The 23,071-nt window shown below is 73.3% G+C and carries 20 protein-coding genes; 6 read left to right on the top strand and 14 right to left on the bottom strand.

Features of this window, described 5'->3' with window-relative positions:
- Positions 1 to 1,020 (top strand): S66 family peptidase, encoded by a 1,020-nt coding sequence (locus tag AC1DWH_RS05300; RefSeq protein ID WP_477092796.1) that lies wholly within the window; start codon positions 1 to 3, stop codon positions 1,018 to 1,020.
- A gap of 89 nt (positions 1,021 to 1,109) precedes the next feature.
- Here the strand turns inward: AC1DWH_RS05300 and AC1DWH_RS05295 are convergent, their stop codons facing one another.
- From AC1DWH_RS05295 to AC1DWH_RS05255, 9 genes are all read right to left on the bottom strand, one after another.
- Entirely contained in the window at positions 1,110 to 3,461 is a 2,352-nt protein-coding gene (locus tag AC1DWH_RS05295) for a glycoside hydrolase family 31 protein (RefSeq protein ID WP_477092795.1), read from the bottom strand.
- A gap of 40 nt (positions 3,462 to 3,501) precedes the next feature.
- Complete coding sequence (locus AC1DWH_RS05290; RefSeq protein ID WP_477092794.1) at positions 3,502 to 5,454, bottom strand: endonuclease/exonuclease/phosphatase family protein; 1,953 nt, start codon at positions 5,452 to 5,454, stop codon at positions 3,502 to 3,504.
- Between the two features lie 22 nt (positions 5,455 to 5,476).
- Positions 5,477 to 6,850 carry an iron uptake transporter deferrochelatase/peroxidase subunit gene (gene efeB / locus AC1DWH_RS05285; protein ID WP_477092793.1) on the bottom strand — a complete coding sequence of 458 codons (1,374 nt, stop codon included), beginning with the start codon at positions 6,848 to 6,850 and terminating at the stop codon, positions 5,477 to 5,479.
- 14 nt (positions 6,851 to 6,864) lie between these two features.
- Complete coding sequence (gene efeO, locus AC1DWH_RS05280; protein ID WP_477092792.1) at positions 6,865 to 8,067, bottom strand: iron uptake system protein EfeO; 1,203 nt, start codon at positions 8,065 to 8,067, stop codon at positions 6,865 to 6,867.
- A 31-nt stretch (positions 8,068 to 8,098) separates the two neighbouring features.
- Positions 8,099 to 8,980, bottom strand: coding sequence for an iron uptake transporter permease EfeU (gene efeU, locus AC1DWH_RS05275; RefSeq protein WP_456847534.1), 882 nt, complete (start codon positions 8,978 to 8,980; stop codon positions 8,099 to 8,101).
- Between the two features lie 136 nt (positions 8,981 to 9,116).
- Entirely contained in the window at positions 9,117 to 9,620 is a 504-nt protein-coding gene (locus AC1DWH_RS05270) for an NUDIX domain-containing protein (RefSeq protein WP_456847533.1), read from the bottom strand.
- Positions 9,621 to 9,627: 7 nt separating this feature from the next.
- Positions 9,628 to 11,427, bottom strand: coding sequence for an acetyl/propionyl/methylcrotonyl-CoA carboxylase subunit alpha (locus AC1DWH_RS05265; protein WP_477092791.1), 1,800 nt, complete (start codon positions 11,425 to 11,427; stop codon positions 9,628 to 9,630).
- A 218-nt stretch (positions 11,428 to 11,645) separates the two neighbouring features.
- Complete coding sequence (locus AC1DWH_RS05260; protein ID WP_477092790.1) at positions 11,646 to 12,215, bottom strand: aromatic ring-opening dioxygenase LigA; 570 nt, start codon at positions 12,213 to 12,215, stop codon at positions 11,646 to 11,648.
- Between the two features lie 116 nt (positions 12,216 to 12,331).
- Positions 12,332 to 12,973 carry a nucleoside triphosphate pyrophosphatase gene (locus AC1DWH_RS05255; protein ID WP_456845643.1) on the bottom strand — a complete coding sequence of 214 codons (642 nt, stop codon included), beginning with the start codon at positions 12,971 to 12,973 and terminating at the stop codon, positions 12,332 to 12,334.
- Positions 12,974 to 13,103: 130 nt separating this feature from the next.
- Between AC1DWH_RS05255 and AC1DWH_RS05250 the strand changes: the two genes are divergently transcribed.
- Positions 13,104 to 13,811, top strand: a complete 708-nt coding sequence (locus AC1DWH_RS05250) for a vitamin K epoxide reductase family protein (protein WP_477092789.1) — start codon at positions 13,104 to 13,106, stop codon at positions 13,809 to 13,811.
- 76 nt (positions 13,812 to 13,887) lie between these two features.
- On the opposite strand, the gene AC1DWH_RS05245 is transcribed toward AC1DWH_RS05250, so the two are convergent.
- From AC1DWH_RS05245 to AC1DWH_RS05230, 4 genes are read right to left on the bottom strand one after another with little or no spacing between them, the layout of a single operon-like run.
- Positions 13,888 to 15,609 carry a DUF885 domain-containing protein gene (locus AC1DWH_RS05245; protein ID WP_477092788.1) on the bottom strand — a complete coding sequence of 574 codons (1,722 nt, stop codon included), beginning with the start codon at positions 15,607 to 15,609 and terminating at the stop codon, positions 13,888 to 13,890.
- Positions 15,610 to 15,648: 39 nt separating this feature from the next.
- Entirely contained in the window at positions 15,649 to 15,873 is a 225-nt protein-coding gene (locus tag AC1DWH_RS05240; RefSeq protein WP_456845640.1) for an acyl-CoA carboxylase subunit epsilon, read from the bottom strand.
- Complete coding sequence (locus tag AC1DWH_RS05235) at positions 15,866 to 16,441, bottom strand: hypothetical protein (RefSeq protein ID WP_477092787.1); 576 nt, start codon at positions 16,439 to 16,441, stop codon at positions 15,866 to 15,868. Before AC1DWH_RS05235 ends, AC1DWH_RS05240 begins: the two co-directional genes overlap by 8 nt.
- Positions 16,438 to 18,039, bottom strand: a complete 1,602-nt coding sequence (locus AC1DWH_RS05230) for an acyl-CoA carboxylase subunit beta (protein ID WP_456845638.1) — start codon at positions 18,037 to 18,039, stop codon at positions 16,438 to 16,440. Before AC1DWH_RS05230 ends, AC1DWH_RS05235 begins: the two co-directional genes overlap by 4 nt.
- A gap of 105 nt (positions 18,040 to 18,144) precedes the next feature.
- On the opposite strand from AC1DWH_RS05230, the gene AC1DWH_RS05225 reads away from it, so the two are divergent.
- From AC1DWH_RS05225 to map, 3 genes are read left to right on the top strand one after another with little or no spacing between them, the layout of a single operon-like run.
- A complete protein-coding gene (locus tag AC1DWH_RS05225) occupies positions 18,145 to 18,996 on the top strand; it encodes a biotin--[acetyl-CoA-carboxylase] ligase (protein WP_477092786.1) in 852 nt (283 codons plus the stop codon).
- 14 nt (positions 18,997 to 19,010) lie between these two features.
- The gene (locus AC1DWH_RS05220; RefSeq protein WP_456845636.1) at positions 19,011 to 20,087 is read left to right on the top strand and encodes an adenylate/guanylate cyclase domain-containing protein; all 1,077 of its coding nucleotides are present in this window, start codon (positions 19,011 to 19,013) and stop codon (positions 20,085 to 20,087) included.
- A 28-nt stretch (positions 20,088 to 20,115) separates the two neighbouring features.
- On the top strand, positions 20,116 to 20,892 hold the full coding sequence (gene map, locus AC1DWH_RS05215; RefSeq protein ID WP_477092785.1) for a type I methionyl aminopeptidase: 777 nt from the start codon (positions 20,116 to 20,118) through the stop codon (positions 20,890 to 20,892).
- Here the strand turns inward: map and AC1DWH_RS05210 are convergent.
- A complete protein-coding gene (locus tag AC1DWH_RS05210; protein ID WP_477092784.1) occupies positions 20,889 to 21,626 on the bottom strand; it encodes an SOS response-associated peptidase in 738 nt (245 codons plus the stop codon). The genes map and AC1DWH_RS05210 overlap by 4 nt on opposite strands.
- 104 nt (positions 21,627 to 21,730) lie before the next feature.
- Between AC1DWH_RS05210 and AC1DWH_RS05205 the strand changes: the two genes are divergently transcribed.
- Entirely contained in the window at positions 21,731 to 23,032 is a 1,302-nt protein-coding gene (locus AC1DWH_RS05205) for a multidrug effflux MFS transporter (RefSeq protein WP_477092783.1), read from the top strand.
- Positions 23,033 to 23,071 lie beyond the last annotated feature (39 nt).

The following is a 23,071-nucleotide window of genomic DNA, read 5'->3' as shown; positions in this document are numbered from 1 at the left end:
GTGCGCTACCCGGCGCCGCTGCAGCGCGGCGACGTCATCGGCGTCACGTCCCCGTCGGCGGGCGTGCCCGACGACCTGCGCCCGCGCCTCGAGTTCTGCGTCGCGGACCTTCGGCGGCGGGGGTTCGAGGTCGAGGTCGGGCGGTGCATGGACGGCACCGGCCCGACGAGCGCGCCGGCCGCCGAGCGGGCCGCGGAGCTCACGGCGATGCTCACCGACCCACGCGTCCGCGCCGTCGTGCCGCCGTGGGGCGGTGAGCTGGCGATCGACCTGCTGCCGTTGCTCGACCTCGACGCGATCGCCCGGTCCGCCGCGACGTGGTTCGTCGGCTACTCGGACACGAGCACGCTGCTGCTGCCGATCACGCTCGTGACCGGCACGGCCACCCTCCACGGACCGGCGCTGATGGACACCCCGTTCGTCGTGCCCGACCCGCTGCGGCACTGGCTCGACCTCGCGTCGGCGGCCCCCGGTGCCACGGTCGTGCAGGGCGCCGCGGGCCTGGCCCAGGAGTCGTGGCCGGACTTCCGGGCGGAGCCGGACGCGACGCTGCAGGTGCTGACGCGTCCCGCGCGCTGGCGACGACTGGCCGGCGACGACGGCGGGACGCTGCGGGGCCGGCTGATCGGCGGCTGTCTGGAGACGATCTCGATGCTGCCGGGCACGCCGTACGGCGACGTCGCGGGGTTCGCGGACCGGCACGCACCCGAGGGGCTGCTGGTCTACGTCGAGGTCGCGGAGGTCGACGCCTTCAGCGCCGGCCGCATGCTCCACCACCTGCGCCTCGCCGGGTGGTTCGACCGGGCGAACGCGGTGCTGGTCGGCCGCACCTCGGCGCCTGGGTCGCCGGGGTTCTCCCAGCTCGACGCCGTGCGGGACGCCCTCGGTCCGCTCGGCCTCCCGGTGCTGTACGACCTCGACATCGGGCACGTCCCGCCCCAGCTCGCGCTGGTCAACGGGGCTCTGGCGGAGGTCACGCTGGAGGACGGCGTCGGCACGCTGGTGCAGCACCTCGTCTGACCGCTGGTCCGTCGAGCAGCCGCCGCGAGCATGTGCTTGTCGCTCTCATCCGGGCGGATGGCGGCGACAACCACATGCTCGTCGCCGGGTCAGGGGCGGGCCAGGAGCAGCTCGTTGACCGCGGCCGAGAGCGGGGCGTCCAGCTCCAGGGCCTGCAGATGGCTGACGCGGACCGAGAGCGGGGAGTCGGACGTCGCGATCGACTGCACGCGGGTCTTCAGGTCGTAGCTGATCTGCGCCCGGTCCAGCAGCGCGAACAGGCGGGCGGGCACGTCGTTCGGCGCGAGCTGCGGGTCGTCGCCGACGGTGACCGTGAACGTCGCGCCGACGGGGACGTCCTCGACGGTGAGCGAGACCCGGTCGTCGGTGCGGCGCAGGGAACCGTCCGCGGCGACGCCGTCGACGGAGGCGGTCGGGGAGCCGTCGTACGCGAGGAACGTCACGGTCCACGTGCGCGCCGGGGGCAGGCAGTCGCGCGAGCCGGTGGCCGGACCCGCCGAGAACGTGCCGGTGGCCTGCGCGAAGCCCAGAGGCGTCGAGGTGACGCCCGACGAGTCGTCCTCCGCCAGCGTGAAGGACCCGTCGGCGCCGACGACCACCAGCACCTCGAGCGACGACGGGTTCACGGGCTCGTTGCCGGGGACGGTGGCCCCGTCCAGCGGGACCAGGGCCCCGGCGGGCGCGAGCACGGGGATCGTGGACAGGTCGCGGTGCAGCAGCAGCTCGCGGCCGCCGTCGTAGACCAGGCCGGTGAAGACGTCGACCCACGTGCCGGCGGGGAGCCAGGCCCGGACCGAGGCCAGGCGCGTGCGGGTGTCGGCCGGGGTGGTCAGGGGTGCGACCAGCAGGGAGGTGCCGAACAGGAACTGGTGGGGCTGGTCGTAGGCCTCGGGAACCGACGGCCACCGGTGGTACAGCGGCTCGACCAGGGGGCGTCCATCACGAGAAGCCCGGTGGTTCATGGTGTGCAGGTACGGCACGAGCCGGTGGCGCAGGCGCAGGTGCGACGTCATCACCCCGCGGGCCTCCGGGGAGAAGGTCCACGGCTCCTTCGCCGTGAACGGGTTGGCCCCCGAGTGCAGCCGCAGGATCGGGGAGAAGACCCCGAGCTGGAGCCAGCGGGTGGCCAGCTCGTCGTCCTTGCCGCCGAACATGTGGCCGCCGATGTCGTGGCTCCACCAGCCGTAGCCGATGTTCGACGCGGTCGCGGTGAAGAACGGCTGGAACGCCAGCGAGGCCCACGAGATGACGGTGTCCCCGCTGAACCCGACGGGATAGCGGTGGCTGCCGGGACCGGCGTAGCGCGAGAACGTCAGGGGCGTGCGGCCGTCACGGGCGCTGTCGAGGAAGTGGAAGTGGTTGAGCATCCACAGGGGGTCGATGCCGGCGAGCCGGGAGTGCGGCCCGGACTGCCAGTCGAGCCACCAGAAGTCGACCCCGTCGTCCTCGAGGCCGCGGTGCAGCACGTCGAAGTAGGCGTCGACGAACGCCCTGTCGGTGACGTCGAACGCGATCGGGTCGCCGTCCGTGACCCCGAGCGCGGCGGCCATGGCGGGGTACGCGTCCTCGTGCGTGCGGACGCCGTCGGCCGGGTGCACGTTGAGGGTCACGCGCAGGCCGCGCTCGTGCAGCGACGCCAGGAACTTCGCCGGGTCGGGGAACAGCAACCGGTTCCAGGTGTAGCCGGTCCAGCCGCTGCCCAGCGCGGGGTCGATGTCGGTGACGTGCCAGTCCATGTCGATGACCGCGACGGAGAACGGGATGCCCTCGGCGTCGAAGCGGTCGAGCAGCGCCGAGTAGCTGTCGGCCGTGTACCGGTGGAACCGGCTCCACCAGTTGCCCAGCGCGAACCGGGGGAGCACTGGCGTCGGACCGGAGACGGTGTAGAACGCCTGGAGGGCCTCGTGGTGGTCGAGGCCGTACGCGAAGACGTAGAGGTCGGTCCGCGAGCCGTCGCGGGGGGACACCCAGCCGTCGTCGTCGAACACCATCGAGCGGGAGTCGTCGAGCACCGCGAAGCCTTGTCGGGACACGACGCCGGGCTCCAGCGGGATGGCGCCGTCGGCCAGGTCGAGAGTGCGCGCGGTTCCGCCGAGACCGGGTTCGTCGGAGCCGAACCGCCACACCGAGTGGTAGGAGCTGATCCCGCCGAGCACCGAGACGCTCAGCCCGCTGGTGCTGAACGGTCGGCGGTCGTAGACGAGGTGGAACCGGTCGGTGAGCACCTCGACATGGGACTCCGACTCCCGCACCCGGAACGACGGCACCGGCAGCGACCGGTTCAGCGCGAACGTCGACGCCCGGTCCTCGAAGGTCCCGTCGGGGGAGTGCTCCAGCCGCACCAGCCCGTCAGTCAGCACCGTGATCCGGTAGTGGGGTCCGACGACGACCGCTCCGGGGTCGGCGACCGGGCGGGAGGGCAGGGGCTGCCGGGGCGTCATGGATCGAGCGTCCCCCGGGACCGTCCGGGCGACAACCTGATCAGCCGGCGACCGAGAAGTGCGCGACGAGCGGGACGTGGTCCGACTGACCGGCGTCGTCCAGCGCGTCCACGTGACCGAACGTCACGCCCTGCCCGAGGACCCAGTCGATCTTGGCCGTGGGATCGAGCGACGGCGAGGTGAGCAGCGACGACTCCGCCGGGACCCAGCCGGCGGACTCCAGCAGCTGGATCTCGGGCGACCCCGGCTCGGCGTTGAGGTCCCCGGCCAGGACGGCGGGCGGGGTCACGGGCACGGCCGTGAACGCGTCGAGCTGCTCCAGCCGGGTGGGGGTGTTCGACTCGCGGTGCTGCAGGTGGATCGACGTGACCCGCACCTCGGCGCCGGAGGCGGTGGTCAGCGTGGTGGACAGAGCCGAGCGGCTCTGCGGCCCGGCGCCGTAGGGCAGCCGCTGGACGACGGCGTCGGTGAGCGCCGACCGCGCGAGCACGGCGTTGCCGAACTGGTGGTCGGCCGCCGGCGCGAAGTGGATGGTCATGCCGAGCCGGTGCGCGAGCCACGTGGCCATGTCGGCGCCGCCGCCGAAGATCCAGCCGCGCTCGACCTCCTGCAGCGTGACCACGTCCGGGTGCTGCGACTCGATGGTCGCGGCGATGCCCTCCAGGTCCACGGCGGTGCTCGGCGAGACGCCGTAGTGCAGGTTCCAGTCCACCAGCGTGAGGTCGTCGCCGGCCGCCTGAGCAGGGACGGCGGAGCCGGTGGTGCTCGTGGTCGACGGGATCAGGCCGAGGAGCGCCAGCACGATCGCCGGCAGGATCAGCAGGCGCACGGAGCTCAGGCGGGCGGGCAGCCGGTCGGGGCTGGTCAGCGCCGGGTCGGCCCCGGGCGTGCGCCGCCGCAGCCCCGAGAGCGCGAGCCCGAGCGCGGCGAGCACCACGACCCAGACGTTGTCGACCGGCAGCGGGACGTCGTAGTCGAGCATGTAGAGCAGCAGCGGCCCGATGGTGCCGAGGCCGACGACGAGCGTCGCGGCGCCAGTTCGCGGGATCCCGCGGGGAGCTGGACGGTGGGCGCTCAGGGCGGCCGACAGCACGATCCCGACGGACAGCTGGAGCACGACCACGGCGACGAGCGCGCCGATCCCGGTGAGCCACAGCGCGCAGGCGACGCCGACCACGAGCAGCACCGCGGCCCCGACGCGCACGCCCGCCGACCACGGGTTGGGCCGCAGCAGGCTCCACGCGCCCAGCGCGTTCGCGACGACCACCACGAGCCCGGCCCACCCGAGCGCCACCCCGGACTGCGACGCGACGAACGCGGGGTTGGCGACGATCATCGCGGCCAGCGCGAGGAACAGCCCGAGCGCCCAGAGCCTGCGCGGCCGGCCCGTGGCCTCCGACTCGGGGGTGGTGAACGCGACCAGCCCGCGGGCGGTGACGACGACGGCGACGGCGAGCAGGCCGGCGACGCCCCAGCCGGTCCAGCTGTCGCGCCAGAGCGCGTCCCACGTGCCGAGCACCAGCTGCAGGCCGACGGACAGCCCGCAGCCGAGCACGAGCCCGGTCGCGGCCTGCCGGCCACCCGCGGGACGGCCGGCGACGAAGGCCACCGCGAGGGTCAGCACCCCCACCGACACGGCGACGGTGACCAGCCCGACCACGTCCAGCGCGAACCCGTCGAGCGCCTGGACCACCACGCGCAGCACGGCCAGCAGGGACGCGCCGATCAGCAGCGTGCGGGCGTCGGGGGTGCCCGACGTGCGTCCGACCAGCACCAGGACGACCGCCGCCACGAGGCCCGCGCCCGCGTAGGTGCCCAGCGCGGTGACCGCGGCGTTCACCGTGCCCGCCGCGAAGGCGCGGTCCAGCAGGGGACCGCTGGCGCGCACCATCTCCAGGCACATCACCGTGAGCAGCGCGACCAGCCACACGCGGGTGGGGGTCCCGGCGTCGGGCGGCGTCCGGGCGGGGGTCTCGTCGGGCGTCGTCGTCACGCGCGCGAGATTACCCCTGCGGTCAGGCGAACAGCTGCTGCCCGACGAACGGGCTGTCGTCCGTCGTCACGGGCGTGCCGTCCGGCCCGGTGACCAGGGACCCGTCCGGCACGCCCGGCGGCACCGCGAACAGGCCGGAACCCGTGTGCGTGAGGTACTCCATGAGGGCGTCGTTGCTGGACAGCGACGTCTGCATCGGGATGAAGTGCGTGCGGGGGTCGCGGACGAACGCGAGGAAGAACAGACCGGCGTCGAGCCGGCCGAGCGCGTCGTTGCCGTCCGTGAAGTTGTAGCCGCGGCGCAGCAGCCGGACGCCCTTGTTGAACTCGGGGTGCGCGAGGCGGACGTGCGAGTCGACCGCGATGAGCGGGGCGCCGTCCTTGCCCTCGGTGGTGAAGTCCGGCTCGGTGAACTCGGTCCCGCCGGACAGGGGAGCGCCCACGCCCTTGGTCCGCCCGACGAGCGCCTCCTGCTCGCCCAGCGACGTGCGGTCCCACGTCTCGATGCGCATGCGGATCCGGCGCGCCACGAGGTACGAGCCGCCCGTGAGCCATGCGGAGTCGGTCTCGTCGGCCGTCGCAGCGTCCACCGGCACCCAGACGTGCTCCTCGAGTGCCGCGGTCTCCTCGGCCTTGACGTTGGCCGTGCCGTCCTTGAACCCGAACAGGTTGCGCGGGGTGCGCTGCGCGGTGCTCGTCGACGACGTCCGGCCGTACCCCAGCTGGGTCCACCGGATGGTCGCGGAGCCGAACGCGGCCCGGGACAGGTTCCGGATGGCGTGCACGGCGATCTGCGGGTCGTCGGCGCACGCCTGCACGACGAGGTCGCCGTCGCTGCGGGCCGGGTCGAGGTCGTCCGCCGCGAAGTGCGGGAGGTCGACCAGGCCGCCGGGCAGCCGGTCGGCCAGGCCGAAGCGGTCCTCGCCGGGCGTGCCGTCGGGCGCCGGGGTGCCGACGAACATGGACCGGCCGAATCCGAACGTGATCGTCAGCCCGGCCGGGCTGAGGTCCGCGGCCTCGCCGGTGTCGTCGGGCGGCGCGTCGTACGGCCCGGACGCGGGACCGTACGGGCCTGCCCCGAGCCCCTGGGTCAGCCGCGCGGCGACGGTCGTCCAGCGGCGCAGCAGCTCCACCAGCTCGTCGCGCGAGGTCGTGGTCAGGTCGAACGCGGCGAGGTAGAGCCGGTCCTGCGCCGGGGTGACGATGCCGGCCTGGTGCACGCCGGTGAACGGGTACGTGCCGGCGGCCGTCGCGGCGGGGGCCGGCGCGGGCGCGGTGGCACGGCCGACGCCGAAGCCGGCGGCGACACCGACGGCGGCGAGCCCACCGCCGAGCCCGAGCAGCGCGCGTCGGGACAAGCCGGTGGGCTCGTCGTGCGGGTCCGTGGGGGCGGACACGGCGACTCCTTGGATCAGGCTCCGGTGACCGTGGCGGTCAGCTGGGAGAGGGGCTCGGAGAGCGCGTCGACGGCAGCGGCGAGCTGCTTGACCTGCGCGTCCGTGAGGGCGTCGTAGGAGGTGAAGCCGGTGTCCAGCGAGCCCTGGGCTGCGAGGAGCGTGTCCAGCTCGGTGAACCGCGTCTGCAGCGTGTCGGCCAGGTCGGGGTCCTTGGCCTCGACGACGTCCGCCAGCACCTCATAGCCCACGCGGGCGCCGTCGACGTTGGCCTGGAAGTCCCAGAGGTCCGTGTGCGACCAGATCTCCTCCTCGCCGGTGACCTTGCCGGTGGCGACCTCGTCGAGCAGCTCCTTGGCGCCGTTCGCGATCTGGAACGCCTCGAAGGTGAAGTCGGGCGCGTTGACCTCGTCGACCAGCTGCTGCGTGTACTTCACCAGGTCGGCCGCGGCCGCGACCCGCTGGTCCTGGGTCAGCGGCACGTAGGTCACGCCACCGTTGGCGTCGGGCGCCGGCTGCCAGAGGTCCTTCTCGATCAGGTGCCAGCCGCTCCACGGCGTGCCCGCCTCGACGTCGGCCTCGCGCAGGTCGAGCAGCGGGTCGAGGTCGCCGAACGACTCGGCGACGGGCTCGATGCGCTCCCAGTGGGCGCGCGTGTCGGCGTACAGCGACTTCGCCTTCTCGTCGTCCCCGGCGGTGTAGGCGTCGGCGAACTCCTGGGTGCCGGCGATGAGCGCGCCCACCTGGTCCTTGACGTAGGCGACGTACGACGCCTCGGCGGCCGTGAGCTGGTCGGCGGTGTCGCCCGTGGGCCCCACCTCGGCGCCGCTGTCGGTCACCGTGAACTCGGCGCGGATGCCGTCGCCCACCATGCCCGGCTTGCAGGCCGTGTAGTACGTGCCCGGCTTGACCTGCGCGATGAGGTCGCGCGAGAGCCCGGGGCCGACGTTCTCCACCTCGGCCACGACCCGCAGGCCGTCGTCGCCGAGCAGGTAGAACTCGGTGACGTCGTCGCCCGCGTTGGTGACGGAGAATCGCACGGTGCCCGACGCGGCCTCGGTCGCGGACACGTCGCACGTGGTGTCCGTCGAGGTGACCGTGAGGCCGCCGGCGCTGCCGCTGGCGCCGGGCGTCGACGCGTCGTTGGGGACGCAGGCCGCGACCAGCGGAAGGAGGAGCGAGGCCAGGGCAGCGGCGACGGCGGTGGTGCGGGGGGACATGGGTCTCCTCGGAGAACGGGTGCTCGGCGGGTCAGGCGGCGGACGCGCGCACGGCCGGCGCGACGGCGGGGGCCGACGGGCGGGCGGGCGCGGAGCCCCACGTGATGCGGATGAAGAAGTACATGGTCGGCACGATGTAGGCGAACCAGGCGACGAGCTGGAGCCACGTGGTGGCGGGCGAGAAGTTGAAGACGCCCTTGAGCAGCGAGCCGTACCAGCTGCTGGGCGGGACGGTCGCCGAGACGTCGAACGCCAGGTTGTTCAGGCCGGGCAGGATGCCGGCCTCCTGCAGGTCGTGCACGCCGTACGACAGCACGCCCGCGGCGACGACCACCAGGAACAGGCCGGTCCAGGCGAAGAACACGCGGAGGTTGAGCTTGAGGGCGCCGCGGTACAGCAGCCAGCCGCACAGCACGGCGGTCCCCAGGCCGAGCGCCGCGCCGATGAGCGGGCCGAGGTTCGGGCTCGCGTTCACGGCGGTGCCGCTGGTCGCCTGGGCGCTGGCCCACAGGAACAGCGCGGTCTCGAGGCCCTCGCGCCCGACGGCGAGCATCGCGACCACGAGGACCGCCTTCTTGCCCGCGCTGAGCGCGTCGTCGAGCTTGTGGTGCAGGTCGGACTTCATGTGCCGGGCCGTGCGGGCCATCCAGAAGATCATCCACGTGACCAGGCCGACGGCGATGATCGAGAGCGTCCCGCCGATGGCCTCCTGCGCCTCGAACGACAGCCCCGACGGGCCGAACGTGAGGATCGCACCGAACAGGAGCGACGCGAGGACCGCGATGCCGACCCCGGCCCACAGCGCCGGCAGCTGGTCGCGGCGCCCGGTCTTGACCAGGTACGCGACGAGGATGCTGACGACCAGCGCGGCCTCGAGACCTTCGCGCAGACCGATGAGGTAGTTGGCGAGCATGGAGCGGCTTCCGAGTGCAGGGACTGACACCCGGCGGGGCGTCGGATGAGGAAAGGCTTACCTCACCGGCCGTGACACTACTCCCGCCGACGGCCCGGGCGCGACACGGGTCCAGCACCCGGCCCTGTGATGCCAGTCACCGACCGAGCTCGACCAGCCGCTCGCGCAGAGAGGGCCAGGCGTCGGCGAACGCGGGCAGCAGCGGCAGGGTCTCGACCTCGTCGACGGGCACCCAGCGCAGCTCCACGCTCTCGGCGTCGGTCACCGTGGGGTGCACGGGCTCCAGCTCGTCCGCGATCACGGTCGTGTAGGACCAGTCGGGGTGCCGCAGCACCGAGGACTCGCGGAGCCGGACGGAGACGCGGTCGATCCCGGCCTCCTCCTCGGCCTCGCGCAGCGCCGCGTCCTCGGCGGACTCGTCGGGCATCCGCGCCCCGCCGGGGACCCCCCACGTGCCGCCCTGGTCGCTCCACGTCGCGCGGTGCTGCAGCACGACCGCGAGCGGGGTGCCGTCGGCGTCGCGCCGGACCAGCAGCAGGCCGGCGGCGCCGTACAGACCCCAGTGGCGTCGGCCGCAGGCGCACTCGACCCACCCGTCGCCGGGCTGGCGTCGGTGGTGCAGCGGTGGCCCGTCCGGCACGCCGGGGTCAGCCGACGATCTCGCAGATGGCGGTGCCGGCGCTGACGCTCGACCCCACGCCCGCGGACAGCGAGGTCACCGTGCCGGCGCGGTGCGCCACCAGAGGCTGCTCCATCTTCATCGCCTCGAGCACGACGACCAGGTCGCCCTCGGCCACCACGGCGCCCTCCGCCACGGCCACCTTGACGATGGTGCCCTGCATCGGCGACGCCAGCGTGGTGCCGTTGCTGCTCGCGCCCGCGCGGGCCGTGCGGCGGACCGGGCGGCGTGCGCCGGGACCGGCGGAGCCGCGAGCGCCGCCGCCGGGCCCGCGACCGAGGGCCAGCGCGGCGGGCAGCACGACCTCGAGCCGCTTGCCGCCGACCTCGACGACCACGCGCTCGAGGGCGGCGGGCTCGTCGTCCTCGTCGTCCTCCGGCGGCGCCGCCGGGGCCAGCGCCGCGACCGTCTCGGCGAACTCGGTCTCGATCCAGCGGGTGTGCACGGAGAACGGCTGCGCGGGGTCGGTCGGCGCGAACGCCTCGGCCTCGAGCACCGCGCGGTGGAACGGGACGACGGTCGGGATGCCGACCACCTCGAGCTCCGCCAGCGCGCGCCGGGCCCGGGCGAGCGCCTGCGGCCGGTCGGCGCCGGTGACGATGACCTTGGCGATCATCGAGTCGAACAGCCCGGAGATGCTGTCGCCCTCGGCCACGCCCGAGTCGACGCGGACCCCGGGGCCCGAGGGGAAGCGCAGCGTGCTGATGCGGCCGGGGGCCGGCAGGAAGCCCGCGCCGGGGTCCTCGCCGTTGATCCGGAACTCGATCGAGTGGCCGCGCGTCGCCACGTGGTCGTAGCCCAGCGGCTCACCGGCGGCGATGCGCAGCTGCTCGCGGACCAGGTCGATGCCGCTGATCTCCTCGGTGACGGGGTGCTCGACCTGCAGGCGCGTGTTGACCTCGAGGAACGAGATGGTCCCGTCCGCGGCGACCAGGAACTCGCAGGTCCCGGCGCCGACGTAGCCGGCCTCGCGCAGGATCGCCTTCGACGACTCGACGAGCATGGTGCGCTGGGCCTCGGTGAGGAACGGCGCGGGCGCCTCCTCGACCAGCTTCTGGTGGCGGCGCTGCAGCGAGCAGTCGCGCGTGGAGACGACGACCACCGTGCCGTGGGCGTCGGCGAGGCACTGCGTCTCGACGTGTCGCGGCCGGTCCAGGTAGCGCTCGACGAAGCACTCGCCGCGCCCGAACGCCGCGACGGCCTCGCGCGTGGCCGACTCGAACATCTCGTCGATCTCGCCGGACTCGCGCGCGACCTTCAGGCCGCGCCCGCCGCCGCCGAACGCCGCCTTGATGGCGACGGGCAGGCCGTGCTCGGCGACGAACGCGTGGATCTCGTCCACGCCCTGCACCGGCTCCGGGGTGCCCGCGACCAGGGGGGCGCCGGCCTTCTGCGCGATGTGCCGCGCGCTGACCTTGTCGCCCAGCGACTCGATGGCCGACGGCGGGGGACCGATCCACACCAGCCCGGCGTCGAGGACGGCCTGCGCGAACGCGGCGTTCTCGGCGAGGAACCCGTAGCCGGGGTGCACGGCGTCCGCGCCGGACCGGCGGGCCACGTCGAGCAGCTTGGAGATGTCGAGGTACGTCTCGGCCGCGCGGGCGCCGTTGAGCGCGAAGGCCTCGTCGGCGATCCGGACGTGCACGGCCTCACGGTCGGTGTCGGCGTAGACCGCGACCGAGCCGATCCGGGCGTCGCGACAGGCTCGGGCGATGCGGACGGCGATCTCACCGCGGTTGGCGATGAGGACCTTGGAGATGGCGGGCACGGCTCACCGTAACGCCCGGCACGGGTCGGACCGGCGCCCGTGGTCCGCGCCCCCGCAAGATTGTCGATCCGGCCAACCGTCCAGGGTGCTGATTTGTAGGGATCCGCAGATGACGCGGCCGTGGTGGCGCCCATGCGGCCGCGCGCTTGTCCGAACGCCACAAGGTGGGGACGCAGAAGAGCCCGGCCCCTGGGGGACCGGGCTCGTCGTGCGGGCTGTCAGACGCGGGCGAGGAGGTTCTCCTCGGCCGGCGCGACGATCGGGGCGACGGGCTCCGTGGCGGGCGCCAGGCGGCGCAGGGCGAAGCCGATGAGGCCGAAGACCACGCCGACGCCCATCACCAGGGCGGCGACGCCGAAGGCGACGACCGAGGTGAACAGCGACGCGCGCAGGAACGAACCGTTCATGACGACGGCCTTGAGACCGTTGAGCTTGGCAAGGTCGGGGTCCTTGGCCTGGTCGGCGGGCGACACACCGTCAGCGGTGAGCTGGTCGCCGAGCGCCTTCGCCTGGGTGGAGACCTCGGCGTACGTCTGGCCGCCGGTCGCCGTGAGGGCGTGGTGCTTGATGATGTCCGCCTGGGCGAACGCCTCCCACGGGGTGTCGACGAGCGAGCCGCCGAAGTGGGCCGCGTCGGGCGAGACCGTGATCTTCTCGGCCTTGAGGTTGCTGGAGACTGCTCCCCACGTCACACCGCCCGCGACGAGGAACACGGCGCCGGCGATGATCGCCAGCAAGCCGGAGATGCGGACGAAGCGGTTGTTCTGCGCTACAGAGTTGATCGACATGTCAGTGTCCCTCGGACGCCCCTCTCGGGTCCGGCCTACCCGGCCCCGATGGGCCTCTCGGGCTGGCCCACAGGTAGATCGTTCACCTGCGGGAACGCGATTCCCTGGGACCTAGGTCAGGACCGGCTCCACAGGCTCGGGATGCTGACACCGACCTCGCCCAGCAGCTCGCGCAGCAGCGGCAGGCTCAGCCCGACCACGCCGTGGTGGTCGCCCTCGATCCTGTCGACGAACGGTCCGCCCAGCCCGTCGACCGTGAACGCACCCGCCACCGCGAGCGGTTCGCCCGTGGCCACGTACGCGTCGATCTCCTCGTCGGACAGGTTCGCGAACCGCACCGTCGTGGACGACGTCGCGCCCAGCATGGCGGGCACGTCCCGCTCGTCCATGAGCCAGTGGCCGGTGTGCAGCACGCCCGAGCGGCCGCGCATCGTGCGCCACCGGGCCGTGGCCTGCTCGGCGTCCGCCGGCTTGCCGAAGATCTCGCCGTCGAGCTCGAGCATGGAGTCGCAGCCCAGCAGGAGCAGGTCGTCCGCGTCGTCGAGCTCGTCCGGCAGGTGCCGCGAGACGTCCTCGACCTTCGCCTGCGCCAGCAGCAGCACCGCGTCCGCGGGGTCCAGCGCGCCGAACCGCTCGGTGGCCGCGGCCAGGACGGCCTCCTCGTCGACCCCCGACACCGCGACGAGCGGCTCGATCCCGGCGGCGAGCAGGGTGGCGCGGCGGGCGGGGGAGGCGGAGGCGAGCAGCAGACGGGTCACGGTGGGCGAGCCTAGTTCGTCGGCCGGCCGAAGGTCCTGGCCAGGTGCACCGCTGGGCGGGGCACAATGGGCGCGCGGTGGTCGGGTGCGCGCGGGCGGTACCGCCGGCCCGAGGTCAGGAGGAGGCGCTGTGGGTGACGCGACGAGGTCGTCGGCGAAGGACAGGCACGACGGCGACCCCATCGAGATCGACGAACTCGACGACGAGTACGTCGACCCGGACCCCGACCTGCTCGAGCCGCCGGCCCAGTCGTGGCGGACCCGGACGGCGATCGAGATGGTCATCTCGGGGGCCCTCGGCCTGCTGGCGTCGTTCGTGCTGTCGATCGACGCCCTGAAGCTGGCGACCAACCCCGACGCCGCGCTCGGGTGCTCGATCAACTCCGTCATCGACTGCAAGGCCGTCGCGCTGACGTGGCAGGCACACATCCTCGGCGAGTTCTTCCCCAACGCGTTCCTCGGGATCGCCGCCGAGTCCGTGGTCATCACCGTGGCGGTCGCCATCCTCGGCGGGGTGCGGTTCCCGCGCTGGTTCATGCTCGGCGCCCAGGCGATCTACACCGTCGGCTTCCTGTTCGCGTGGTGGCTGTTCTTCGAGGCCTACTTCGTCATCAAGGCCCTGTGCCCGTGGTGCCTGCTCATCACCGTCACCACCACTCTCGTGTGGGCAGGGCTGACGCGGCTCAACGTGCGGGACCGGGTGATCAACTTCCCCGGGACGTGGGGCGGCTCGGCCCGGCGGTTCGTCGACCACGGCAACGACTGGTTCGTCACCGTCGCGCTCATCGTGCTGCTGGCGGCCGCGATCGTGCTCAAGTACGGCTCGTCCTTCCTCTGACGGGACGCCCCTGGTCCGGGGCCCGGACGCACGGACGGCCGGTGGCATCGCGCCACCGGCCCTCCGTCGTTCGTCGTCAGCCCGCGAACGCGGCCTTCAGCACGTCGAGCGGCAGCGCGCCCATGCCCAGCGCGCGGGCGTGGAAGTCACGCAGCGAGAACTCCTCGCCCTTGGCCTCCGCCTTGGCGCGGGCCTCGTCGCGCGTCTCCTCCCAGAGCCGCTGGCCGATCTTGTACGAGGGCGCCTGGCCGGGCCAGCCCAGGTACCGGTTCCACTCGAAGCGGATGAACGCCTCGGGCATGTTGACGTTGGCCTTGAGGAACTCCCAGCCCTTGTCGGCGTCCCAGGTGCCGCCGCCCCACTCCTCCGGAGCCTCGAGGCCGAGGTGGACGCCCAGGTCGAACACCACGCGGGCGGCGCGCATGCGCTGGCCGTCGAGCATGCCGAGCCGGTCGCCCGGGTCGTCGAGGAAGCCGAGGTCGGCCATGAGCCGCTCGGCGTACAGGGCCCAGCCCTCGCCGTAGCCCGAGGTCCACGACGCCAGCCGGCGCCAGCGGTTCAGCGTCGCGCGCTCGAACACGGCCTGGCCGACCTGCAGGTGATGGCCGGGGACGCCCTCGTGGTAGACCGTCGTCTTCTCGCGCCACGTGTTGAACGTGGTGACCTCCGGCGGCACCGACCACCACATCCGACCGGGACGGCTGAAGTCGTCGCTGGGCGCGGTGTAGTAGATGCCGCCCATCTGGGTGGGCGCGATGCGGCACTCGAGCGTGAGGACGGGCACGGGGATCTCGAAGTGCGCACCGTCGAGGGCGTCGATCGCCGCGTCCGACGTCTCCTGCATCCACGCCTGGAGCGCGTCGGTGCCGTGCAGGGTGCGCGTCGGGTCCTGGTCGAGCAGGGCGACGGCGTCCTGGACCGAGGCGCCGGGGCCGGCGATCTGCGCGGCGACCGCCTCCTGCTCGGCGACGACGCGGGCGAGCTCCTCGAGCCCCCACCGGTACGTCTCGTCGAGGTCGACCGTGGCGCCCAGGAACTCGCGGGACCACAGGGCGTAGCGCTCGCGGCCGACGGCGTCCTGCTGCGGGGCCTGCGGGGCGAGCTCGTCGGTGAGGAACGCGGCGAGGGTCGCGTAGGCGGCACGGGCCGCGGTCGCGCCGTGCTCGAGCTCGGCGCGCACCAGCGAGCACGCGGCGGACTCGTCGAGGACCGAGTCCACCGCGTCGCCGGTGACGAACGTGGTGAAGAACGAGGTCTCCGGGTCGGCCAGCTCGGCCGCCTGACGGGCGCACTCCTCGACCTGGCGTGCGGCGGCGACGGCGCCGTTGCTCGCGGCGAGCTGCAGGGACTCGATGTACCCGTCGACGGCGCCGGGCAGGGCGTTCAGGCGGGCCGCGATGTTCGACCACGCCTCGACGTCGCCCGTCGGCATGAGGTCGAAGACGTCGCGCAGGCCCTGCACGGGCGACGCGATGTTGTTGAGGTTCCGCAGCAGCTCGCCGGCCTCGTGCAGCTCGAGGTGCAGGCCGAGGCGCTCCTGCATGGCGGCCAGGGTGATCCGGTCGATCTCGTCGGTCGGGGACACGCCGTCGAGCGCCTGGAGCGTCGTCCGGGCGAGGTTCGCGAGCGCGTCGAGCCCGGCCGGCGAGAGGTCCGTCATCTCGTGGTCGTGGCCCGCGATGCCCATCTCGGTCGCGGCCAGCGGGTCGAGGGTGGCGAGCTGCGTCACGTAGGCCTCGGCGATCGCGTCGATCGGGGAGGCGGGGCGCGGGTCTGGTGTGGTCGTCGTCGAAGTCACCCGGACGACACTACCGGGGGGTAGCACGTGCTTATCGGGTCAGCCCCGCAGGCTCCAGCGCCACGCGTCCGGGCCTGGTCGCAGGCCCACGCGGGTGCCCCGCATGGTGCGGCGGCGGTCCGCCCACGGCGCCGCGACGGCCCGGTCCGTGACCTCGGCGAGGCGCGCCCGCTCGGACGCGGCCGCCATCAGGCCGGCGACGAGGGCCGCCAGCTCCATGTCGTCGGGAGTGCCCCGGACGACCTGGACGTCGGCGTCAGTCATCCTCGTCCTCGTCCTCGTCGTCGTGCTCGTCCTCCTCGAACGCGACGGCGGCCCCGCGGGACACGCCCCACTCGCCGACCTCGAAACCGGCGTCGACCAGGTGCTGCGCCAGCTCGGCGCCGCCCTGCTCGACCAGGTCCAGCACGGAGTCGAGCGAGAGGTCCGACGTGCCGGGAGGGGGGCCGACGACGAAGCCGAGGTGGAATGTGTCGATCTCCGCGTCGCTGGGCGGGGCGTCCGCGTCGCCGTGCTCGTCGTCGCCCCAGGACATGCCCGTGAGGTCGGCGTGCAGGCCGAGACGCTCGTGCAGGAGGTCGTACAGCTTGGCGTTCAGGCCGCCGATCTCCGACTCCAGGGCCAGGACGCGGGGGTCCTCGTCGGCCTCGGTGGACCCGAACTCGGCGCGGACGCCGACCGCGACGTCGACGTAGCCGTGCAGCGCGGTGGCCAGCGCGGCGACGGCGGCGTGCAGGTCCGCCGGGTCGACGCCGACCAGCGGCTCCGGGCCGTGCGCCGGGTCGTCGTGCCCGCCGTGCTCGTCCGAGTGGTCGTGCGCGTGCTCGCTCACAGCGGGATGTTCCCGTGCTTCTTGGGCGGCAGGCTGGCGCGCTTGGTGCGCAGCAGCCGCAGGGCCTTCGTGATCTCCGCGCGCGTCTGCGCGGGCGCGATGACCGCGTCCACGTAGCCGCGGTCGGCGGCGTCCCAGGGGTTCACGATGGCCTCCTCGTACTCGGCGGTCAGGCGTCGTCGCTCGGCCTCGACGTCCCCGCCCGCGTCCGCGACGGACTTCAGCGCGCCCCGCTGCAGGATGTTCACCGCGCCGCCCGCGCCCATGACGGCGATCTGCGCGGTCGGCCAGGCCAGGTTGACGTCGGCGCCGAGCTGCTTGGAGCCCATGACGATGTACGCGCCACCGTACGCCTTGCGGGTGATGACGGTGACGAGCGGGACGGTGGCCTCGGCGTAGGCGTAGATGAGCTTGGCGCCGCGCCGGATGATGCCGTTCCACTCCTGGTCGGTGCCGGGCAGGAATCCCGGGACGTCGACGAACGTGAGCACGGGGATGTTGAACGCGTCGCAGGTCCGCACGAACCGCGCGGCCTTCTCGGCGGCGTTGATGTCCAGGGTGCCCGCCATCGACATGGGCTGGTTGGCGACGATGCCGACCGGGTGCCCCTCGACGTGGCCGAAGCCGATCAGCACGTTCTGGGCGTACAGCGGCTGCACCTCGAGAAGTACGCCGTCGTCCAGCACGTGCTCGATGACGGTCCGCATGTCGTACGGCTGGTTGTCGGAGTCGGGCAGGAGGGTGTCCAGCTCCTCGTCCGACTCGTTGGGGGACAGCTCCGCGACGTGGTCGAACGTCACCGGGTCGGTGAGGTTGTTCTGCGGCAGGTAGGTCAGCAGCGCGCGGACGTAGTCGAACGCGTCGTCCTCGTCGGAGGCCATGTAGTGCGCGACGCCTGACCGGGTGTTGTGCGTGGTGGCGCCGCCCAGCTCCTCGAAGCCGACGTCCTCGCCGGTGACCGCGCGGATGACGTCGGGGCCGGTGATGAACATGTTGGACGTGCCGTCGGCCATGACGATGAAGTCGGTCAGTGCGGGGGAGTACACCGCGCCGCCGGCCGACGGGCCGAGGATGAGGCTGATCTGCGGGATCACCCCGGACGCGGCGACGTTGCGGCGGAAGATCTCGGCGAACTGGGTCAGCGCCGCGACACCCTCCTGGATGCGCGCGCCGCCACCGTCGCTGATGCCGATGAGCGGGACGCCCGTGCGCAGGGCCAGGTCCATGACTTTGGTGATCTTCTGGCCGTGCACCTCGCCCAGGCTGCCGCCGAAGACCGTGAAGTCCTGGGAGTAGATGCAGACCGGGCGGCCGTCGACCGTGCCGTGCCCGACGACGACGCCGTCGCCCTCGATCCGCTTCTTGTCCAGGCCGAAGTTGGTGGACCGGTGCCGCACGAACGCGTCGACCTCGGTGAACGAGCCCTCGTCGAGGAGCTGCTCGATGCGCTCGCGGGCGGACCGCTTGCCGCGTGCGTGCTGCTTGTCGACGGCCGACTGCTCGGCGTCCCGGGCGGCGTCGTAGCGTTCGGCGAGGTCCGCCAGCTTGGCAGCCGTGGTGCGCGGGGCCGTGTCGACGGGCTGCTGGGTGTCTGTCACCCGACCGAGGCTAGTTGTCGATGCCCTCCATGCACGTGCAGGCGGATCACGGTGTTGCCCGCGTCGGGGTGTCGGGTTCCCACAACGCACGCCATCATGGGCGCCATGCCATCGCTGCGTGTCGCCGAGCTCCGCGACCTCCTGCTCGCCCCGGCCGGACCGCTCTCGCGGGTCGAGATCGTCGAGCGCACGGAGTCGACGAACACCGACCTGGCCGCCGACCTGCGGGCCGACCCGCAGTCCTGGCCGGATGCCAGCGTGCTGGTCGCGGAGCACCAGGCCGGCGGGCGAGGCCGGGCCGGGCGCTCGTGGGAGACCCCCGCCGGAACCTCGCTGACCTGCAGCTTCGTCACGCATCCGCCCGTGCCCGCGGCGTCGTTCGGCTGGATCGGTCTGCTGGCCGGGCTCGGCGCCGTGAACGCGCTGCGGGCCACCGCCGGGGTCCCGGCGACGCTCAAGTGGCCCAACGACCTGCTGGTGCCGGCCGACACCGAGGTGGAGGGCTGGGGGGCGGCGCGCAAGATCGGCGGGATCCTCACCGAGGTCGTCGCGCTGCCGGACGGGCAGTCGCCGGCGGTCGTCATCGGCATCGGGATCAACGTCAGCCAGACCCTCGAGCAGCTGCCGGTGCCCAGCGCCACGTCGCTCGCGCTCGCCGGTGCCCAGCACGTGGACCGCGAGGGGATGCTCGTCGCGCTCGTCGCGGCGCAGCTCGAGGTGGCCGGGCGGTGGCGCGACTCGGGTGGCGACGCCCTCGGGTCCGGGTTGGCCGACGAGATCGCCGCGGTGTGCGGCACGCTCGGGACCGTCGTGCGGGTGGAGCTGCCCGGCGGCGGCTCGGTGAGCGGCCTCGCGGAGCGGCTCGACGACGACGGCGCGCTCGTGGTCGTCGACGACGCCGGGGTCAGCCACCGCGTGCTCGCGGGTGACGTGCGCCACGTCCGCGCCGCCGGGTGAACTACCCTCGACCCGTGCCGGACGATCGATCGCAGGACCTCGACTTCGTGGAGTCGACGGTGGGTGAGCTGGACGCGGAGCTGCTGGGCGGGGCCCGCACCCTGAGCGCCCGGGACCTGGCGGAGCGCGCCGGGATCGAGATCGACGTGGTCCGCGGGTTCTGGACCACCATGGGGCTGCCGCACGCCGACCCGGACGACCCGATCTACACCGAGCGCGACGCCGAGGCGATCGACCGCGCCGCCGCCCTCGTGCGCGAGCACGGCCTGGACCTGCGCACCGTCATGACCGTCACCCGGGCCCTCGGGCACACCTCCGACCGCCTCGCGCTGTGGCAGGTGGAGGCGTTGGTCGAGGACATGGCGGGGCGGTACGAGCTCGACGACACCACCGCGCGGCTGCTCGTCCTCGACCGGCTGGCCTCCCTGGCGCCGGTGCTCGAGGCGCAGCTGGTGCACTCGTACCGACGACAGCTGGCGGCGATCGCCGGTCGGTACGCCGGCGAGTTCGGGCAGCTCCGCGCGCCCGGCCCCGACAGCTCCGCCCTGCCGCTCGCGCGCGCCGTCGGGTTCGCCGACATGGTCTCGTTCACGCGCCGCACCGCCGGGCTCGGGTCCACCGACCTCTCGCAGTTCGTCCAGCGGTTCGAGGCCGCGGCGCGCGACGTCGTCTCCGCCGCCGGCGGGCGCGTCGTGAAGACCATCGGCGACGCCGTCCTCTTCGTCGCCGACAGCCCCGGCACCGGTGCGGTCATCGCGCTCGGTCTGGCCGACGCGCTGGGCAAGGAGCTCGACGTCGACCGCGAGACCACGACCGGCGGCCTGTTCGAGGGCGCTCGCGGCGTCACCCCCGTGCGGGTCGGGCTGGTCTGGGGGCGGGTGCTGTCGCGGTTCGGCGACGTGTTCGGGCCCGACGTGAACCTGGCCGCGCGCCTGACCGACATCGCCGATCCCAGCACGGTGCTGGTCGACGCCGCCACGGCCCAGGCGCTGTCGGACGACCCGCGCTTCGTGCTCGAGCCGCGGCCCGCCCGGCGGCTGGCGGGGATCGGGACGGTCCACCCGGTCCGGCTGCGGTCCGCGGGAGCGTAGGCGTGACCCGGGACCAGGAGAGCGCCGCATGATCGAGATCCTGAGCCCCGCCGAGCTGGTCAGGGCGCGGGCCACGGGCGCCCTCGTCGCCGACATCCTGCAGGCCGTGAAGAGCCGCACGACGGTCGGCACGAACCTGCTGGACATCGACCGCTGGACCCAGGCGATGATCGGCGAGGCCGGGGCGCAGTCCTGCTACGTCGACTACGCCCCGTCCTTCGGGCGCGGGCCGTTCGGCCACTACATCTGCACGTCCGTGAACGACGCCGTGCTCCACGGTCTGCCCCACGACTACGCGCTGGCCGACGGCGACCTGCTGACCCTCGACCTCGCCGTGTCCCTGGGCGGCATCGCCGCGGACTCGGCCGTCAGCTTCCTCGTCGGCGACGCGCGGCCGCCGGAGAGCGTCGCGATCATCGACGCGACGCAGCGCGCGCTGCGTGCCGGCATCGCCGCGGCCGGACCCGGTGCCCGGATCGGCGACATCTCCCACGCGATCGGCACGGTCCTCAGCACGGCTGGCTACCCGATCAACACCGACTTCGGGGGCCACGGCATCGGGTCGACGATGCACCAGGACCCGCACGTCGTGAACACCGGGCGGCCAGGCCGCGGGTACACGCTGCGCCCCGGGCTGCTCCTCGCACTGGAGCCGTGGGTCATGGTGGACACCGACGAGCTCGTCACCGACGCCGACGGGTGGACGCTCCGGAGCGCGACGGGCGGCCGGACGGCACACAGCGAGCACACGATCGCGATCACGGACGACGGGGCCGAGATCCTCACGTTGCCGACGCGGGACTAGCCGGTCGGCTCCGGCTCCACCTCGTCCACCAGCGACGGGCCGTTGTTCGCGACGGTGTTGACCGCCGTCGAGACCGGCGTGGCGACGATCTGCGGCGCGGGGGCCTCCAGGAGCTCGCGGGCACCGTCGGCGCCGACGGCCGGGTCGAGCCACGCCGACCACGCCTCGGGCCGCAGCATGAGGGGCTGGCGGTCGTGGATGTGCGCGAGCTCGTCGGAGGCCGGCCGCGTGATGACGGTCGCGCTGACCACCCAGCGGTCGGGGTCGTCGTCGGCCTTGCTCGGGTCCTTCCAGAACTCGTACAGCCCGGCCAGCGCGACGACGTCGCCGTCGGCGGGGTGCAGGTAGAACGGCTGCTTGCGCTTGCTGCCGGTCGCCGGGTCGGGCTTCTTCCACTCGTAGTAGCCGTCGGCGGGCAGCAGGGCGCGGCGGACCGCGAAGGGGCGGGCGAACGCCGGCTTGTCCCCGATCGACTCGACCCGGGCGTTGATCATCCGGTTGCCGACCGACACGTCCTTCGCCCACGACGGCACCAGACCCCACCGAGCCACCCGCAGCTGGCGGGTGATCTCACCGGTCTCGCGGTCCGCGCGCTCGACCACCATGCGCACGCCGTCGGTCGGCGCGACGTTCCACGAGGGCGGCAGGAGCCGGACGTCGTCGGCGATGGTGGCGATGGCGAACTCGTCGGCCAGCGCCTGGTCCTCGCGGAAGGAGGCATAGCGACCACACATGCACTCAGCGTGCCAGGAGGCACCCACGCGCGCCGGGCCGGCGGGGCGCCCGAGGATCGAGACGAGATCGAATCGATTCGTTTTCTGTGGGAGGATGGGGCCCGATGACTTCTCGCACCACCCCTCCCGCACCGACCGACCCAGCGCCGGCCGCCGGCGTCGTACCCCCGGGAGTGGTGCCGGTCGTCGGGACCGCGCCCGCCCCGCAGTACCGTCCCAACGCCAAGTACGTGCTGCTGCTGGGCCTGATGTGCGCGCTGCCGGCCATCTCCACCGACATCTACCTCCCGTCGCTCCCCGACGTCGCGCGCGACCTCCACACGTCGGCCACCGCCGCCCAGCTGACCATGACGGCGATGCTCATCGGCGGTGCCGTGGGCCAGCTGGTCATCGGGCCGCTGTCGGACCGCTTCGGCCGCCGCAAGCCCGTGCTCATCGGCGTCTCGCTGCACGTCGTGACCTCGTTGCTCTGCGCGCTGGCCCCGGCGATCGTGCCGCTGATCGCGCTGCGCACCATGCAGGGGTTCTTCAACGCGTCCGCCAGCGTGGTCGCGATGGCGATCATCCGGGACCGGTTCGTCGGCGCTGACGCCTCGCGCCTCATGTCGCGCCTCATGCTCGTCATCGGCGTCGCCCCGCTGTTCGCGCCGTCGATCGGCGGGCTCATCGCCGGGGAGTGGGGCTGGCGCGGGGTGTTCGGTGCGCTCGCGCTGTTCGGCGTGGTGCTGTGGGTCGTCGTCTGGCGCCGGCTGCCGGAGACGTTGCCGCCGGAGAAGCGTCGCGAGGGAGGCCTCACAGCCGCGTTGTCCGGGTACCGGCGGCTGCTGCGGGACCGGCACTTCGTCGCGCTGGCGATCCTGCCCGGCCTCGGCGTCGCCGTGCTGATGAGCTACGTGGTCGCGTCCCCGTTCGTGCTGCGCGAGGGGTACGGGCTGTCCGCGCACCAGTTCTCGCTGCTGTTCGCCGTCAACGGGATGGGCCTGGTCGCCGGCGCGCAGGTCAACGCGTCCCTCGTCCGGCGGGTCGCGCCCATCCGGATCGTGCGCGTCGTGCTGCCGGTCTCGTTGGGCCTGACGCTCGTGCTGCTCGCCATCGCGATCACGGGCTGGGGCGGCCTGACCGCGCTGCTGGTGGTCCTGTGGCTCATCCTCGCGATGGTCAACTTCGTGCCGCCCAACGCCTCCGCGCTCGCGCTCAGCCGGCACGGGGAGGTGGCGGGCACCGCCGCGGCGGTCATCGGGGCCACGCAGGCCGGCGTCTCGGGCATCGTCAGCCCGCTGTCGGGGCTGCTCGGTGGGGACGCCGTGGCGATGGCCGCGGTGATGGTCGGCGCCTCGGCCGCGGCACTGCTGGTGCTCGCGCTTGCCACGCCCGCGTACCACCGCGACGGCGCCTGGGCGGTCTGAGCCTCCCCGCCCGATACACGTTCGAGTGACGCCGAGACG

The sequence above is a fragment of the Cellulomonas sp. P2_F12 genome (genome assembly GCF_056403775.1).
The sequence above is the reverse complement of the archived record's forward strand: the minus strand, read 5'-3'. Positions and strand labels throughout refer to the sequence as shown.

Coding starts and splice junctions, on each gene's coding strand:
- efeO (WP_477092792.1), bottom strand. CDS start 8,067: ATGTCCCCCCGCACCACCGCCGTCGCCGCTGCCCTGGCCTCGCTCCTC.
- map (WP_477092785.1), top strand. CDS start 20,116: ATGATCGAGATCCTGAGCCCCGCCGAGCTGGTCAGGGCGCGGGCCACG.
- efeU (WP_456847534.1), bottom strand. CDS start 8,980: ATGCTCGCCAACTACCTCATCGGTCTGCGCGAAGGTCTCGAGGCCGCG.
- AC1DWH_RS05240 (WP_456845640.1), bottom strand. CDS start 15,873: ATGACTGACGCCGACGTCCAGGTCGTCCGGGGCACTCCCGACGACATG.
- AC1DWH_RS05295 (WP_477092795.1), bottom strand. CDS start 3,461: ATGACGCCCCGGCAGCCCCTGCCCTCCCGCCCGGTCGCCGACCCCGGA.
- AC1DWH_RS05225 (WP_477092786.1), top strand. CDS start 18,145: ATGCCATCGCTGCGTGTCGCCGAGCTCCGCGACCTCCTGCTCGCCCCG.
- AC1DWH_RS05260 (WP_477092790.1), bottom strand. CDS start 12,215: ATGTCGATCAACTCTGTAGCGCAGAACAACCGCTTCGTCCGCATCTCC.
- AC1DWH_RS05210 (WP_477092784.1), bottom strand. CDS start 21,626: ATGTGTGGTCGCTATGCCTCCTTCCGCGAGGACCAGGCGCTGGCCGAC.
- AC1DWH_RS05205 (WP_477092783.1), top strand. CDS start 21,731: ATGACTTCTCGCACCACCCCTCCCGCACCGACCGACCCAGCGCCGGCC.